The sequence below is a fragment of the Rhizobacter sp. genome, from assembly GCF_032229685.1.
Classification (GTDB): domain Bacteria; phylum Pseudomonadota; class Gammaproteobacteria; order Burkholderiales; family Burkholderiaceae_C; genus LMDS01.
Window position 1 is genome coordinate 1 of record NZ_JAVTWP010000028.1, and the last position, 14,969, is coordinate 14,969.

The window sequence follows — 14,969 nt, forward strand, 5'->3', positions numbered from 1 at the left end:
GCCACCAGCAGCAGCTGGTCGGGCGCACGGCCCGGGCCGGCGGCCAGCGGCAGGTAACGCGCGTCCCAGACCGTGTCTTCGCCGTCGATCAGCACCGGGTATTCGCGCGTGGTCACCTCGGTGGAGCCGAGTGCGTGGCCCATGTCACGCCGCAGCGCCTGCGCGAACTCGGGGGTCACGATGTCTTCGGGCGCGGCGCCGATGAGTTGTGGCGGCGTGTGGCCGGTGGCACGCGCCGCCACCTCGTTGATCTGCACGATCTTCAGCGTGTGCGCGTCGTACAGCGTGATCGCCAGCGGAGCCGCCTCGATGATGCGTTGCAGCGAAGCCTGCGCTTCGGTCACCCGCGCTTCGGCGAGGCGCCGGCGTTCGATGTCGAGCAAGGCGTAGGTGAGCTGCCGGCCGGTGGATTCGCGTTCGGTCGAGACCGCGTTGCCCACGACCCAGAACTCGCGCCCGTCGCGCGCCAGCACGCGGCACTCGAAGGTCTGCGCCTGGCCTTCGACGAGCTCGGTCAGGTACTGCGTGCGGCGGAACGGGTGGTCGGGCTCGGGTGTCGCCACGGTCGAGATCGGCAGGTTCACGAAGTCGGCCAGCTCGCCGGCGAACATGCGCCGCGCCGAGCGGTTCATCCACTCGATGCCCTGCGGTCCGACGGTCACGATGCCGACCAGCGCCGAGTCGAGGATCGAGCGGGTGCGGTCGGCCTGCAAGGCCACGGCGCGCTCGGCGCGGTGGCGCGCGTCGACGTCGACGTACGAAGCGATGATGCCGCCGGCCACGTCGCCTTGCGTGACCAGCCGCTTGCTCACCTGCACCCAGCGCAGACGGCCGTCGCGCAGGCGCAGTTGGCGCTCACCGGTCCAGCGGCCATGCTGGCGCAGTTCGGCTTCTTCCTGGGGCCAGAAATGCTCGAAGTCGACGCGGTCGGCGAACAACGCGGCGATGTCGAGCATCGACAGCTCCTCGACCGTGCAGCCGGCGAGGTGGGCCAGCGCCTGGTTGGCGCGCTGGATGCGGCGGCCGCGGATGAAAGCGATGCCCACGCCCGAGAGGCTGAACATCAGTTCGCGGTCGCGCGCCAGGATCTCCAGCTCGCTCTGCTGGGTCTTGAGCCGCGTCACGTCGGACAGCACCGCGACGGTCTCGGTTTCGCCATCGGCTGCCACGGTGCGCCGCAACGAGAGCGAGTACCAGCGCGGCGGCATGTCGGCGCCGGCAGCGGGCACGTCGAATTCCGTCTCGAAGATCGGGCTCTCGGCCAGCGCGGCCGCGGCATCGGCAGCGATGCGCGCGGCCTGCGTGTTGCGGGCGAACAGCGCCTGCACCCCGAGCCCGAGCGCCGCGCCTTCGGGCCAGCCGAGCATCAGCTCGAAGCGCCGGTTGCAGCGTTGCAGCGCGTCGCCCCGAAGGTAGGCGATGCCGGCGGTCGTGCTCTCGAGAATCGTGCTCAGCTCGTGCAGCAGCTGTTCGCCGCGCAGCTGGCTCTGGTGCTGTTCGGTGATGTCGAGCGTGACGACCGAGGTGGTGCGTTTGCCCGACGCGAGCGTGGCCGGCTCCACCCGCGTGAGCAGCCAGCGCCGGCCGAGCTCGGGGTGGTCGATCGCGTAGCGCACTTCGGCCCGCTGGGCCCGGCGCAAGGCGATCTGGAGTTTCTCGAACTCGGGCAGCGACTCGGCCGCCACGATGTCGCGCCCGATCGACTCGAGCGCCGCCGAGCCGGCGTGTTCGCTGCGCGGGGCGCGCCCCTGCGGCACCCAGCCCGAGTCCTGGAACGTGGCCAGGCCCACACCGGCCGTGTCCATCAGCGCGCCGATCTGCATTTGCGCCAGGTCGCGTTCTTCTTCGACGCTGCGGTCTTCGACCACCGCCATGTAGCGGCGTTGGCCGCCCGAGGTGTTGTAGCCGCGCACGACCGAGCGCAACAAGCGCGGCGCGCCACGACCCGCCTTCAATGAACCCTGGCGCTGCAGGGCGGTCGGCCCCGCGAGCAGTTGCGCCGACACACCGCCTTCGTCCCAGGCCAGCAGTTGCTGCAGGCCGGCGGGTGCCTCGGCCAGTGCCACCGGCACCGCGCCGGCCAGCGTGTCGAAGGCCGGGTTGGTGCGCAGCAGCAGGCCGCTGCCGTCGAACAGCACCATGCCCACCGGGCTCAGGTCGAACCAGTCGTCGAGCTCGCGCAGCGAGCGGTCGGCACGCTCGCTCGCCAGGTGTTCAGCGGTCGCGTCTTGCAGCACCGCCAGGTACAGCGGCCGGCCATCGTCGCCGCGCAAGGTGCGCCGCGCCACGCGGTAGCGCCGCTCGCGACCGCTGGCGTCGAACAGGCGGGCGTCTTTCAGGCCGGGCTCGTTCACGTCGACCGGGCTGGCCTGCAGGCGCTCGCGCCGCGCCGCGTAAGCCTCCTGGTCTTCGGGCGGCATCAGCGCCTGCGGGTCTTGCCCGATCATCTGCTCGCGCGCAAAGCCCGTGTAGTCGAGCATCGCCTGGTTCACGTCGATCAGGCGAAAGTCGGGGCCTTGCAGCGACGCGGGAAAAGGCGACTCCCAGAACAGCGCGAGCGCCTCACGCACGCTGGCCACGTTGGGCACGCCCGGCGCGGGCTCGGTGGCAGGTGCCACCGTGGGCGACAGGCGCAGCACCGAATGTTGGGCATCGAGCCGGCGCCAGGCCATCGTGGCGCTGCGGCCGTCGGCCAGGCGCGCCAGCGGCGCGGCCGTGCCAGGGAAAGAACCCATCGCCGAGCGCTTGAGCCACTGGGTCGCGGCGCTGCCCAACGCTGGCTTCAGCTGGTCGAGCGACGCGCCGGCCTCGCAGGGCAGGAGCCGCAGTGCCGCGGTGTTGAGCATGACCACGCGCGCCTGCGGGTCGAACACCACGACGGCGTCCGACAGCAGGTCGAAGAAGTCGCGCCAACCCGGCGCGCTCGACCACGTCTGCGCAGGTGTCACTCGATCTCGCTGGCCGCCATCAGTGCCCGCAGCTGGGCACGGTTGATTTCACTCACGCTCATCATCAGATTGTCGGCGGCCTCGCGGAAGTCGAACAGCGATTCGCTTTCGATCGCACGCACCACGTTCATGTAGGGCTCGTAGGGTCCGGCGTGTTCGACCAGTGCCTGGTAAACGCGCTCGGGCACAGGGATCGTGCTGAGCAGTTCTTCGAAGGGCTGCTGGAACATGCGGTCGAGCAGCGAGAACACCCCGCAGATGAAGACCTCGTTGCGGGTTTCTTCATCGCCCGTGCCACGCGCCAGTTCTTCCATCAGCAGGCCGCGGCGCACCGCCGCGAACATCACCGGCTTCAGGTTGACCTCTTTGCTCGCGGTCGCCAGCAAGAGTGCGAGCCAGCGCTTCAGGCGCTTGTAGCCCAGCATCATGATCGCGTGACGGAACGAGCTGATCTCGACCCGCAGGCCGAAGGCCGGCGAGTTGATGTAGCGCAGCAGCTTGAAAGCGAGTGGCGGGTCGCGCTTGAGCGTGTTCTCGAGCTTTTCGATCGGCTCTTCCTTGTCGACGCGGTGGATCAGTTCCATGATCACCTGCATGCCCGGCGCGGCCACCTGCTTGCCGCCGGCAGCGGCCTTGCCGCTCGTGACCACGGCGTCGTCGATGGGCCAGCCGAGCACCGCTTCGGCGCCGCGCGCGAAGCTCGTCTCCATGTCGGCGATCGTGCGCACACCCGATTGCACGTGCAGGATGCTGCGGGTCACGCCCGGCGGCGCACTGCTGTCGGGAACCCGGCGTTCGTCGGACAGGTCGATGATCGAGTACTTGAAACAAGGCAGCACTTCGCGCGGCAATTCTTTCAGCGGCCGGCCCTTGATCAGCAGCGTGCTGCCGCTCGCGTGCAGCGTGGTGATGGCCTGCGAATTCGCCGGGTCGGCGGCCATGAAGGCCGGCACCTCGACCATCAGGTTGGCCGAGGGCTGAGACTTCAGCAGTTCCTGCAGCAGGCTTTCGCTGACGATGTTGAGCGAGACCCGTGCTCCACTGGCCGGCCAGACGCTGCCCACCGCGTGCAGCAGTTGCGCCACGTCGAGCTCGGCGTCGGGGCGCAACGGGAACACCGTGAGGCGGGTGGCCGAGACCGCACGGTTGCGGTCGATGAAGGGCGAGTAGCCGAGGGCGATCTGGCCCAGGATGGCAGGGTCACTCAAGAACGTTCCCCGGTGGTTGGAGGTTGGCTCAGCCGTTCACGTAGTTGAACAGCGACAGGCGCTGCACCATCGCATACGCTTTCAGCGCTGCATCGTAGCCGGTCTCCTGGTTCTTGAAGTCCGAAATCGCCTCGGTCAGGTCGAGCGACTCGGCATTCGTGCGTTCCGTCGTGGCGGCGAGCTTCTGCGACGCCAGGCGCCCGGTCACGGCCTCGACGCGGTTCATCGCCGTGCCCATCTGCGCCCGCCCGCCCTGGATCTGCCCGAGCACGGCGTCGAGGTTCGACAGGTTGCTGGAATTGCTCTGCGCGATCTGGGTGGCGCTGCGCGAAGGTGTCTTCAGGTCGGCGATGGCCTGGTCGAGCGCATCGAACACGCTCAGGCTGCTGCTCGCCGGGCGCAGCTCGAATGCGTCGCCGTTGGCCGGCGCGCCGGTGATGCTGGCGCTCATGCCGTCGACCTGGATCGCCTGCGACTGGCCTGGCGTGAAGGCCACGTTGGTCTGCGCCGTGGCCAGGCCGTCTTTCAGCACCGAATAGGTGGTCACGCCGGCGGCCACGCTGAACTGGATGCTGTAGGTCGACGAGGTGAGCGCGCTCGGGTTGGTGACACGCCCGCTGTCGATCCACGCGGTGCCGGTGGCGGTGGTGGGTCGGGTCTCGAACACACCGTTGCCGGTGCGCGCACGCATCCACGGGCCCTGCCCGTCCATGCTGAGCGGCAGCGTTTCGCCGGAGCCGGCCAATGCCGCACCTTCGCCGCCCTGGTACTGCACGCCGCCGCCGGCATCGACGAAAGGCCGCTGGTCGACGGCCTGGCCGGCGAACAGGTGGTTGCCGGCACCGTCGTCGCGGTTCGCCACCGCGAACAGCTGGTTGCGGATCGCGCTCAGGTGGTCGGCCAGGATCGCGCGGTTGGCGTCGTTGTAGGTGGCGTTGCCGGCCGCCACGAGGTGCTCGCGCGCCTGCTGCAGCAGCCCTTCGGCGTCGCCCAGCGCACCTTCGGTCAGGGTGACGGCGTTGTTGCTCGCGTCCACGGCGCGCTGGCTAGCGGTGATTCGGGCTTCGCTGGCGAGTGCACGTTCGGCGCGCGCGGCCGCGGCCGGGTCGTCGCCGGCGCGGTTCACGCGCTTCCCCGTGGTCATCTGCTCGTTGGCCTTGATGAGCGCGGCCTGCCGGTCCTGCAGCGCGTCGATCGACTGGTTGTACGCGTTGGAAGTGCTGATGCGCATGGTGATGAATCTCTCTGCTCAGGGCGTCCTACGGCCGCGCGCGTCAGGCGCCGCCGGTCTGCAACAGGGTCTGGAAGATGGTCTGCGCGACCTGCAGGATCTTGGCCGCGGCCTGGTAACTCTGCTGGAACTGGATCAGCCGCGCCGCTTCTTCGTCGAGGTTCACGCCGACCTCGTTCGAGCGTGCCGTTTCGGCGTCGTCGGCCAGCACCGACGAGATCTTTGCTGCCATGCTGCCGCCCTGCACCCGCACGCCCACGCTCGCCAGCGCGCTGGCGTAGGCGTCGGTGATGTTCATGCCGGTCTGCGTGGCGCTGCGGCCGACGAGCGCGGTCTCGCCGAGCTTCACGAACGCCAGCGCGTTGCCGTTGTTGCCGGCCGGCGAGACGGTCGAGGCCACGCGCAGCGTGTCGCCGCTGCGAGGCACGCCGTCGAGGCTCATCGCAAACCCGCCGAGCGTCATCGGCGACCCTGCCGTCCAGGTGCCGGTGCCGGTGGTCACGGTCGTGCCGTCGTCGAGCGTCCAGTTGTAGTTGCCGGTGTCCGAAGTGAACACGAAGTCGGCCGAAAGATTGGGCACGTTCGCTGCGCCCGTGGCCAACACCGAAGCGACCGTGGCGGTGCCGCGGTTGTCGACACCGGCACTGCCGGTGAAAGGTGACGCTGCCGCCAGGCCGCGCGGGTCGGTCAACACGAGCCGCATGTTCTGCGCCGCGGTGGCCGCCGGCTGCACGAGAAAACGGTCGCCCGTCTGCGCGGTGCCAGCGTTCAAGCGGATCGTCAAGCCGTCGATGTTGACGCCGGCCGCGAGCAGCGCCGGCGTGAACGGGCTGCCGGTCACGGCCTGGCCCTCGGGCTGGCGTGTGATGCTGTAGTTGGCGCCGTCGAACAGCAGCTCGTAGTCGCTGGCCTGCACCTGTGCGGGGTCGTTCACGGACGCGCTCACCTGGGCGTTGCCGGCATTGGCCGTTGATGCCAAGACACGCGCATCGCTGGTCGCCAGGATCGGCGCGCCGCGGCCAGCCGGCTGCCCCAGGTCGAGCCCGAGCGACTGTTGTTTGTTCAGCGCACCGCTCACCGCGGTGGCCATCTGGCCAAGCAGGCGCGTGGCCTCGCTCAGGTCTTCGTTCTGAAAGCGCAGCAGGCCCGAGATCGTGCCGCCGGAGAACGACGACGCCGGGATCATGCGGTCGCTTGCGCCGTCGCGCAGCGCCACCTGCGCCTTGGCCGGGTCGAAGGTGTCGGCCACGACCTTCAGCGAGTTCACCACGTTGCCGAGCACCAGGTTCTGGCCGGCGCCGATGAACACGCCGAGGCTGCCGTCTTCGGCCGGCTGCGTGGTCACGTTGATGAGCTTGCCGATGTCGCTGATGACGCGGTCGCGCTCGTCGAGCAGGTTGTTCGGCGGCTGGCCGGTGCCCTTGAGCGCGCTGATCTGTTCGTTGAGCCGGCCCACCTGCTGCGCCAGCGAATTGACGGCGGTGACGGCCGAGCGCATGTCGAGCATCACGCCGCCCTGCAGCGAAGTGAGCTGTTCGCCGGCGTTGCGAAAGCGCGAGGCCAGTTCCTGCGCTGCGCTCAGTGCCACCTGGCGCGCCGAAGAATCGGTGGGGTTGCTCGAGATGTCGACAAAAGAATTGAGCAGGTTGCCCGCTGCGGCGCCGAGGCCGTTGCTGCCGATCGGGAACACGCCTTCGAGCTGCTTCAGCTTGTCGAGCCGCGCGCTGTCGGCGGCGGCCACCGAATTGGCGGCGCCGGCCTGGGTCGTCAGCAGCTCGTTGTAGGCGCGCTGCACCGTCACCACGTTCACGCCCTTGCCGAAGAAGCCCGCGCCCGTGAACTGCCCTGCCGCGTCGGCCAGCTGCACGCTCTGGCGCGAATAACCCGCGGTGTTGGCGTTGGCGATGTTGTTGCCGGTGGTCTGCAAGGCCGCGTAGTTCGCGAACATCGCCGACTTGCCGACCGAAAGAAGTCCACTCATGGATGTTGAATCTGTTCGTCAGCCGCTTCAGGCACTCGCCCGTTGCAGCCGCAAGGTGGTGTTGATCACGCGCGTGAGCTTGTCGGCGTAGGCCGGGTCGGTGGCGTAGCCGGCCCGTTGCAGGCCTTGCGCAAAGCCGTCGGCGTTGTTGCCGGCGGCCACCACGGCGGCGTATCGCGGGTTGTCTTTCATCAGCTGCGCGTAGTCCTTGAACGAGGCTTCGGCGTTCGCGTAGGCACGAAACTTCGCGACCACCTTGCGGGCCTGGCCGTCGACCACTTCGGTGGTGGTGATCGAGGTGGTGGCGCCCTTCCAGCCGGGGCCGGCCTTGATGCCGAACAGGTTGTTCGCGCTCGAACCATCGGCGTTGCGGATCTGCTGCTTTCCCCAGCCCGACTCGTGCGCCGCCTGCGCCACCATGAAGGTGGCCGGGATGCCGGTTTCCGCTTCGGCGGCTCTGGCCGCTTGCGTGTGGGCGCGCACGAACTCGCTCTGCGCGCTGCTGAGCTTGTCGGCCGCGGCCGGCTCGCTGCGCTGCGGCGCACCGGCAGCGCCCGCCGCGGGCACGGCCAGCGCTGGCGCCGGGGCACCGTTCATCTGGCGTTCGAGCTGGCGCATGATCACCTCGCTCAGCCCGCCTTTCAGGCCGGTCATCTGGTTCGCGAACTGGGTGTCGAGCATCTCGGTGCCCATCTGCGTGCCGGCGTTGTCGAGCATGCCCGACGACATGGTCGCTTCGCGCATGCTCTTCATCAGCTGCTGCATGAAGAGCGCCTCGAACTGCTTGGCGGCCATCTTGATGGCCGCCTTCGGGTCGCTGGCGGCGCGCGCTTTCAGCGCATTGGCCGCCGGGTCGCGCAGCGCGTCGAGCGAGGCGCTGGCGTCCATGCCGCTGGGTAGCAAGCGCGAGATGCCCATGTCAGATGACCTCGATCTCGGCGTTCAAGGCGCCCGCCGTCTTCATTGCCTGCAGGATCGCCAGCAGGTCTTGCGGCGTGGCGCCGAGCGAGTTGAGCGCTTTCACCACGTCGGCGAGCTTGGTGCCGGCGGGCAATTGGATCAGCGAGCCGGGGTCCTGCTTGATCGTGATGTCGGCCTTTTCTTTCGCCACCGTGCCGCCGCCCGACAAGGCGCCGGGCTGGCTGATGACGGGCGAGGTGCTGATCGTGACCGACAGGCTGCCGTGCGCCACCGCGCAGGCGTTGAGCGTGACGTTCTGGTTCACGACCACCGAGCCGGTGCGTGCGTTGATGACGATCTTGGCGCTGGCCGCAGCCAGCTCGATCGGCAGGTTCTCGATCTCGGCGAGAAAGCTCACCCGCGCGTCGGAGCCTTCGGGCATGCGCACGCGCACCACCCGGCCGTCGAGCGCCTGCGCCGTGCCGTCGCCCATCTTCTTGTTGATGATGCGGGCCACTTCGCGGGCGGTGTTGTAGTCGCTGGAATTGAGGTCGAGCTGCAGCGTGTCGCCCTGGTTGAGCGGCGTGGGCACCGCACGCTCGACCGTGGCGCCTTCGGGCACGCGGCCCGCGCTCAGGTGGTTGATCTGCACCTTCGAGCCGGCGGCCGAAGCGCCCGCGCCGCCGACGATCAGGTTGCCCTGGGCCAGCGCATAGATCTGGCCGTCGGCGCCTTTCAGCGGCGTGGCGATCAGCATGCCGCCGCGCAGCGACTTGGAATTGCCGAGCGACGAGACGTTCACGTCGATCTGCTGGCCCGGCTGCGCGAAGGGTGGCAACTGTGCGGTGACCATCACCGCCGCCACGTTCTTGAGCTGCATGCTGGTGCCTGGCGGCAGGCTCACGCCCATTTGCTGCAGCAGCGCGTTCAGGCTTTGCTGCGTGAACGGGGCCGAGGTGGTCTGGTCGCCTGTGCCGTCGAGGCCGACGACCAGGCCGTAGCCGATCAACTGGTTGGTGCGCACACCCTGCACGCTGGCCACTTCTTTCAGGCGCATGGCGTGGGCCGGTGCCGGCCACCACAGCGCGGCACTGGCCATCAGCGTGGCGAGCACGATGAGTGCGCGGATCAGCTTGTCGGTGGCACTGGCCGAGGGGTCGGAAAAGGGGGTGAGCATGGTGGGAGCATCCGTTGATGTTCCCGATTCTGAAGAGACTTAAACCGGCAGAACGCTCAAAAAGAAGCGCCCCAACCAGCCAATTCCCTGCGCGTCGGCCTGGGCGCCGCGGCCGCGCTGCTCGATGCGCACGTTGGCGATCTGCGCCGAGGGCACGCTGTTGCCGCTGACGATGGCGCGTGGGTCGACCTGCCCCGAAAAGCGCAGCACGTCGACGTTGTGGTTCACGCCGATCTGCTTTTCGCCGGCGATGATGAGGTGGCCGTTGGGCAGCACTTCGACCACGGTGGCGGTGATCGTGCCCGAGAAGTCGTTGCTGTTCTCGGTGCTGCCCTTGCCGGCGAAAGTGTTGCTCGCGTTGGCGCCCACGCTGGCGCGCGCCGGCGTGAACGAGTTCGCCGAAATGCCCGGCAGCGCGGTGATGCCGCCCGACAGGCCACCGCTCTTGTCGATGGAGCTCGTGCTCTTCTGCGTGGCGCTGACTTTCTCGACGATCTGCACCGTGATCATGTCGCCCACCAGCCGCGCGCGGTGGTCTTCGAACAGCGGGCGGTACTGGCCCGACTGAAAGATCGAACCGTTGTTCGGAGCGGGCTGGGCCACCACGGGCGCCGGCCGCGCCGACGTGGGCTGCGCGATGTCGACCGGCGGGCGGGCGTTGAGGATCTCGCAGCCAGCCAGGGCCAGCGCGCACACGAGCAGGGTGAAGCGGTGACTGTTGTGGTTCATCATCATGATCATCATCGACCTCATCAGATCTGCGACAGGCGCTGCAACATTTCGTCGGAGGTCTTGATCGCCTTCGAATTCAACTCGTAGGCACGCTGCGTCTGGATCATGCCCACCAGCTCTTCGACCACATTGACGTTCGAGGTCTCGACAAACCCCTGCTGGATCAGGCCCAGCCCGTTCTGCCCGGCCGTGCCGGTGTTGGGCGTGCCCGAGGCCGCGGTCTCGGTGTAGATGTTCTGCCCTTTCGGGTCGAGCCCGGCCGGGTTGATGAAACTGGTGAGCGTGAGGCGGCCCACGCTCTGCGGCGCGGCCTGGCCCGGCAACACCACGCTCACGGTGCCGTCGGAGCCGATCGTCACGCTTTGCGCGGTGGCCGGGATGGTGATGCCGGGCTGCACGGTGTAGCCGTTGTTGGTGACGAGCTGGCCGGTGGCGTTGACCTGGAACGAGCCGTCGCGCGTGAAGCCGGTGGTGCCGTCGGGCATTTGGATCTCGAAGAAGCCCTGGCCGCTCACCGCCACGTCGAGCGGGCCACTGCTCTGCTGCAGGTTGCCCTGGCTGAAGCTGCGCGAGGTGGCCACGGCGCGGGTGCCCAGGCCCACCTGCAAGCCGGTGGGCAGCGTGGTCTGGTCGCTGCTGTTGGCGCCGGCCTGGCGCAGGTTCTGGTACATCAGGTCTTCGAACACGGCATGCGAACGCTTGTAGCCGTTGGTCGAGGCGTTGGCCAGGTTGTGGGCGATGGTGTCCAGCTGGGTCTGCTGGGCCTCCATGCCGGTCTTCGAAATCCACAGGGAACGCATCATGGTGGGGCTCCGGTCAATGGTGCCGATGATGTCGGGCCGGTGGCGGGGTGGATGCGTTGAAAAGAGCGGGGTTGGGGGGCTTCTTTTCTTTTGATGGGGTTGCCGTCGGCGTTCGGGTTGAGATGCTTTGCGGGTGGCGGCTTGCCGTTGTGGTCTGCTTCGACGCGCAGGATGTTCAGTCGCCTGGATCGGCCCGTGCGAGATCTCGCTCAAGTCGAAGGGAGCCAGGCAGATAAACAGCGCACGGAGATGGTCTCCACGGTTCACTGCTCTGGAGTCTTTCCTTGCGCTCAATCCCAATCCGCCTGCCGGCAACCGCCCTTCTTTTGTCGCTCTTGCAAAGCGACGCGTTCGCCGCCGATGCCATCTCGACCGACCGGCCGGACTTCGTCGAATCGAGCGATGTTGTCGGCCCGGGACGGTTTCAAATCGAGTTCGGCGTCCAGTCGGAGCGCGACACGGCCGAAGGCGCCAAGTCCCGGACCCGCACCTCACCGACGCTGTTGCGCTTTGGCGTCAGTGAGTCGCTGGAATTTCGCATCGACACCGATGGGCGAACGACTTCGCGCGCCGAAGATTCGAGCGGCTTGCAGACTCGCAAACGCGGCTGGGCCGACGCATCGATCGGCCTCAAGTGGCACATGGCCGACGGCGATGAAGCGAAGGGCCTGCCCGGCATGGCCTGGCTCTTCCACCTCGATGGCGACACCGGCAGCGCGCCGTTTCGCGCGCAGGGCTGGAGGCCGTCGCTGCGCTTCGTCGCCGAATGGGACCTGCCGAACGACCTGTCCGTGGGCGTGATGCCAGGCATCGCGGCCAGCAACAACGAGGCCGGCAAACGCTTTGCCGCCGGCATCCTGGCCATCACCGTGGGCAAGGCCTGGACACCGGCCTGGCGCAGCTATGTCGAACTGGCCGGCCAGCAACTCGCCTTGACGGCGAACGGCGGGTCGGTCGTGACCTTCGACACCGGCATCACGCACCTCGTCAACGACACGTTGCAATTCGATCTGTCGCTCGCTCGCGGCCTGACCCACGAGACGCCCCGTCTCGCCTGGGGGCTCGGCGCCTCCGTGCGGTTCTGAGAACTTGACCGACACACCATGACGCCCAAACTCACCATCCAGGGCAAGTTGCGCGCACCTCGCGTGGCATCGCCCACAGCCGCGACAGTTTCTTTTTACCTGCTCGGCAACACAGAAAGTCGTTGGCGTGTGAAGCTGGACGGCCGCGAAGCCGTATTGGCGCCAGGTGACTTGACGATGGTGGACCCCACCGCCGGCCGGGCGAGAAAGCTCGGGTGCGCGTTGATCTTCAGGGTGACGTTCGGTCGGGAACACGTGGCGACGCACGGATCGCCTGACGCCCCCGGCTCAAGCGAGCTGCCGGCGCGAGAGCGCAGGCTCAGGCGCCCTGGAGCTCGCTCGCAGCGACCGCCGGCGAGCAGGAGGCCGACCCGCAGCCGGTGATCGGTTGCGCGGGCAGGAGACCGGGTCGGGCGAGGGCTCCGGTGGCGGCATCGAATCCGATGCCGCGCAGGTGCAGCGCGAGTGCGGCATCCATCGTTTGCGCGTGCTTCGGAAACCAGTCCACCAGTTCGCTCGCCATCTGCCGTATCGGATCGAGCCGGCCCTGGGTGCCAAGGGCGAGCCCTTCGCGCATCACGACCAACACGACCTTGTGCTGCGTCGAATGGCAGTTGCCAGAGGCAAAGCGCGCCTGGCGCATCCACTCGTCCTCCTGCGCGAAGTGCCGGTCGGTGTGATCGACCAGCGCGGCCCATGCGGCGAGCAGCCGGTCGTCGGGCGCGTCGCTCACCGCGGCGAGCATCTCGACGAACTCGCGGTGCGTCTCGTCCATCTCCGGCAGACTCAGCGAAAGCGCATCGGACCATGTCAGTCGGTTCATCGGATCGATCCTTCAATTGTCGGGTCGACGCATCGTGCAATGGGCAGGCACCCGCCGTCCTTGATCTCCGTCATATGTCGAAGGCGCGACACACGCGACCAACCTTTGACGCGGCGCAACATGCGCGCCTGCGCGCCGCGCTGAAATCGCTGTCGTCAACAAGCATTCGTCAACACACGACAGGATCCGATCATGAGAACCCCCCGTTTCCATCGCGCCGCGATGGCCCTGGCATTGGCGGCCGGCGCAGCGTTGCCGCTCGCCTCGCAGGCGCAGGACGCGCCCTGGCTGGTGCGCGTGCGCGCTGTCGATCTGCGCAGCGCCAACAACGATTCGACCGGGCTCGATCTGTCGATCAACGACAAGGTGATCCCCGAGATCGACTTCTCGTACTTCGTCACGCCGAACTGGGCCGTCGAGCTGGTGCTGACCTACCCGCAGAAGCAGACGATCCGCTCGGGCGGCACCGACATCGGCTCGCTGAAGCACCTGCCGCCAACGCTCACCGCGCAGTACCACCTCACGACGCTGGGCACGTTCAAGCCCTATGTCGGCGCGGGGCTGAACTACACGCGCTTTTCGAGCGTGAGATTCGATCCGGCGGTGCAGACGGCGCTGCAGCCGAGCCTGAGCAAGAACAGCTTCGGCCTCGCGCTGCAGGCTGGATTCGACTACGAGTTCATGAAGAACACGTACTTCAACGTCGACGTGAAGAAGGTGCAGATCCGCACCGACGTGAGTTCGGCGGGCACCCAGGTCGGCACCTTCAAGGTCGACCCGTGGCTGCTCGGCGTCGGCATCGGATGGCGCTTCTGAAGCCGATGGCAATCCCGCACCGCAAAGTCATCCGGTCGTGGCTCGCGCCGCTCGCGGCGCGCAGCACGGCGCTCGCACTCGCCCTCGTGGTGGCGGACGTGCTCCTGTTCGCGGCCTGCCTCGCCTCTGCAGTCCTGGCGCGCAGCGTGCCGCTGCAGGCGATCGCGGGCGTCGCCGCCGGGCTCGTGATCAGCCGTCTGTTCATCCTCGGCCACGACGCCTGCCACCAGAGCTTCACGCCGCACCGAGGCCTGAACCGCTGGCTCGGGCGCCTCGTGTTCCTGCCATCGCTGACGCCCTACAGCCTGTGGGAGGTGGGGCACAACGTCGTCCACCACGGCTACACCAACCTGCGCGGCTTCGACTTCGTCTGGCAGCCGCTGTCGCTGGCCGAGTTTCGCGCGATGCCGCGCTGGCGGCGCGGGCTCGAGCGCGTCTACCGAAGCGGCTGGGCGCCGTGGCTGTACTACCTGGTCGAGATCTGGTGGCGGCGCATGTTCTTTCCGAGCCGCGCGACGATGCCGACACGGCGTGCCGTCTTCATGTGGGACTGCGTGCTGGTCTCGGCGTTCGCGCTCGCGTGGATTGCGGCGCTCGTTGCCGCGGCCGCCGCGACCGGCCAGTCGGTCGCGTGGCTGCTGGCGGTGGGCTTCGTGCTGCCGTTCATCGTCTGGAACGGCATGATCGGCTTCGTCGTCTACGTGCACCACACGCACCCGGGCGTCGCATGGTACGAGGACAAGGCGGCCTGGTCGGCCTCGCAACCGTTCGTCTCGACCACCGTGCACCTGACGTTCAGGTCGGCGATGGGCACGCTGTTGCACCACATCATGGAGCACACCGCGCACCACGTCGACATGAGCGTGCCGCTGTACCGGTTGAAGCGCGCGCAGGCGTTGCTCGAGACCCGGCTGGCGGGCGCGATCGTGGTGCAGCCTTTCTCGTGGCGGTGGTATGCCGAGACCGCGCGGCACTGCAAGCTCTACGACTTCGAGGCGCGCCGCTGGACGGACTTTGCCGGACGGCGCGCCGTTGGCGCTGCAGCCTGACCGGTCGCCGCAGCGTTCGACCCGACCGTGCAGAAAGCGTACCGGCGCGACGACTGCAGCGACCGGCGCGAAGGCGTCGACCGCAACGGCAAGCCGTACCGGCCGCCAAGGGCCTTCGGGTTCGACAAGAACATCGGTGATGCCAAGATGGGGCGCTGATCGCGTACCTGCGTTCGCTCAAGCCAGTGGCCTCGGGGTTGAGGTTCTGTCGGGAAT

At 68.1% G+C, this 14,969-nt stretch carries 13 protein-coding genes; 4 read left to right on the forward strand and 9 right to left on the reverse strand.

What is annotated here, in order from left to right; translation table 11 throughout:
• The 8 genes from AC30PD_RS10390 to flgG all read right to left on the reverse strand — a co-directional run.
• Positions 1-2,948: PAS domain S-box protein (locus AC30PD_RS10390; protein ID WP_489535589.1), on the reverse strand; the 2,948-nt coding region annotated here is incomplete at its 3' end.
• A complete protein-coding gene (locus AC30PD_RS10395; protein ID WP_489535590.1) occupies positions 2,945-4,156 on the reverse strand; it encodes an EAL and HDOD domain-containing protein in 1,212 nt (403 codons plus the stop codon). The genes AC30PD_RS10395 and AC30PD_RS10390, both read right to left, overlap by 4 nt.
• A 28-nt stretch (positions 4,157-4,184) precedes the next feature.
• Entirely contained in the window at positions 4,185-5,387 is a 1,203-nt protein-coding gene (gene flgL, locus AC30PD_RS10400) for a flagellar hook-associated protein FlgL (protein ID WP_489535591.1), read from the reverse strand.
• 43 nt (positions 5,388-5,430) lie between these two features.
• On the reverse strand, positions 5,431-7,368 hold the full coding sequence (flgK, locus tag AC30PD_RS10405; protein ID WP_489535592.1) for a flagellar hook-associated protein FlgK: 1,938 nt from the start codon (positions 7,366-7,368) through the stop codon (positions 5,431-5,433).
• 27 nt (positions 7,369-7,395) lie between these two features.
• The gene (gene flgJ / locus AC30PD_RS10410) at positions 7,396-8,256 is read right to left on the reverse strand and encodes a flagellar assembly peptidoglycan hydrolase FlgJ (protein ID WP_489535593.1); all 861 of its coding nucleotides are present in this window, start codon (positions 8,254-8,256) and stop codon (positions 7,396-7,398) included.
• Between the two features lie 31 nt (positions 8,257-8,287).
• Positions 8,288-9,445 carry a flagellar basal body P-ring protein FlgI gene (locus tag AC30PD_RS10415; RefSeq protein ID WP_489535594.1) on the reverse strand — a complete coding sequence of 386 codons (1,158 nt, stop codon included), beginning with the start codon at positions 9,443-9,445 and terminating at the stop codon, positions 8,288-8,290.
• A gap of 39 nt (positions 9,446-9,484) precedes the next feature.
• Complete coding sequence (locus AC30PD_RS10420; protein WP_489535595.1) at positions 9,485-10,189, reverse strand: flagellar basal body L-ring protein FlgH; 705 nt, start codon at positions 10,187-10,189, stop codon at positions 9,485-9,487.
• Between the two features lie 8 nt (positions 10,190-10,197).
• Positions 10,198-10,980, reverse strand: coding sequence for a flagellar basal-body rod protein FlgG (flgG, locus tag AC30PD_RS10425; protein WP_489535596.1), 783 nt, complete (start codon positions 10,978-10,980; stop codon positions 10,198-10,200).
• Positions 10,981-11,315: 335 nt separating this feature from the next.
• Between flgG and AC30PD_RS10430 the strand changes: the two genes are divergently transcribed.
• Positions 11,316-12,065 carry a transporter gene (locus AC30PD_RS10430; RefSeq protein ID WP_489535597.1) on the forward strand — a complete coding sequence of 250 codons (750 nt, stop codon included), beginning with the start codon at positions 11,316-11,318 and terminating at the stop codon, positions 12,063-12,065.
• Between the two features lie 319 nt (positions 12,066-12,384).
• Here the strand turns inward: AC30PD_RS10430 and AC30PD_RS10435 are convergent, their stop codons facing one another.
• Complete coding sequence (locus AC30PD_RS10435; protein ID WP_489535598.1) at positions 12,385-12,888, reverse strand: hemerythrin domain-containing protein; 504 nt, start codon at positions 12,886-12,888, stop codon at positions 12,385-12,387.
• Positions 12,889-13,080: 192 nt separating this feature from the next.
• Here AC30PD_RS10435 and AC30PD_RS10440 point away from each other — a divergent pair, with 192 nt between their 5' ends.
• Genes AC30PD_RS10440 through AC30PD_RS10450 form a run of 3 tightly spaced genes read left to right on the forward strand, consistent with a single transcriptional unit; the run spans position 13,081 to position 14,912 of the window.
• Positions 13,081-13,704, forward strand: coding sequence for an OmpW/AlkL family protein (locus AC30PD_RS10440; protein ID WP_489535599.1), 624 nt, complete (start codon positions 13,081-13,083; stop codon positions 13,702-13,704).
• Positions 13,705-13,709: 5 nt separating this feature from the next.
• The gene (locus AC30PD_RS10445; RefSeq protein WP_489535600.1) at positions 13,710-14,753 is read left to right on the forward strand and encodes a fatty acid desaturase; all 1,044 of its coding nucleotides are present in this window, start codon (positions 13,710-13,712) and stop codon (positions 14,751-14,753) included.
• Between the two features lie 27 nt (positions 14,754-14,780).
• Positions 14,781-14,912, forward strand: a complete 132-nt coding sequence (locus AC30PD_RS10450; RefSeq protein ID WP_489535601.1) for a hypothetical protein — start codon at positions 14,781-14,783, stop codon at positions 14,910-14,912.
• The last annotated feature ends 57 nt before the right edge of the window (positions 14,913-14,969 follow it).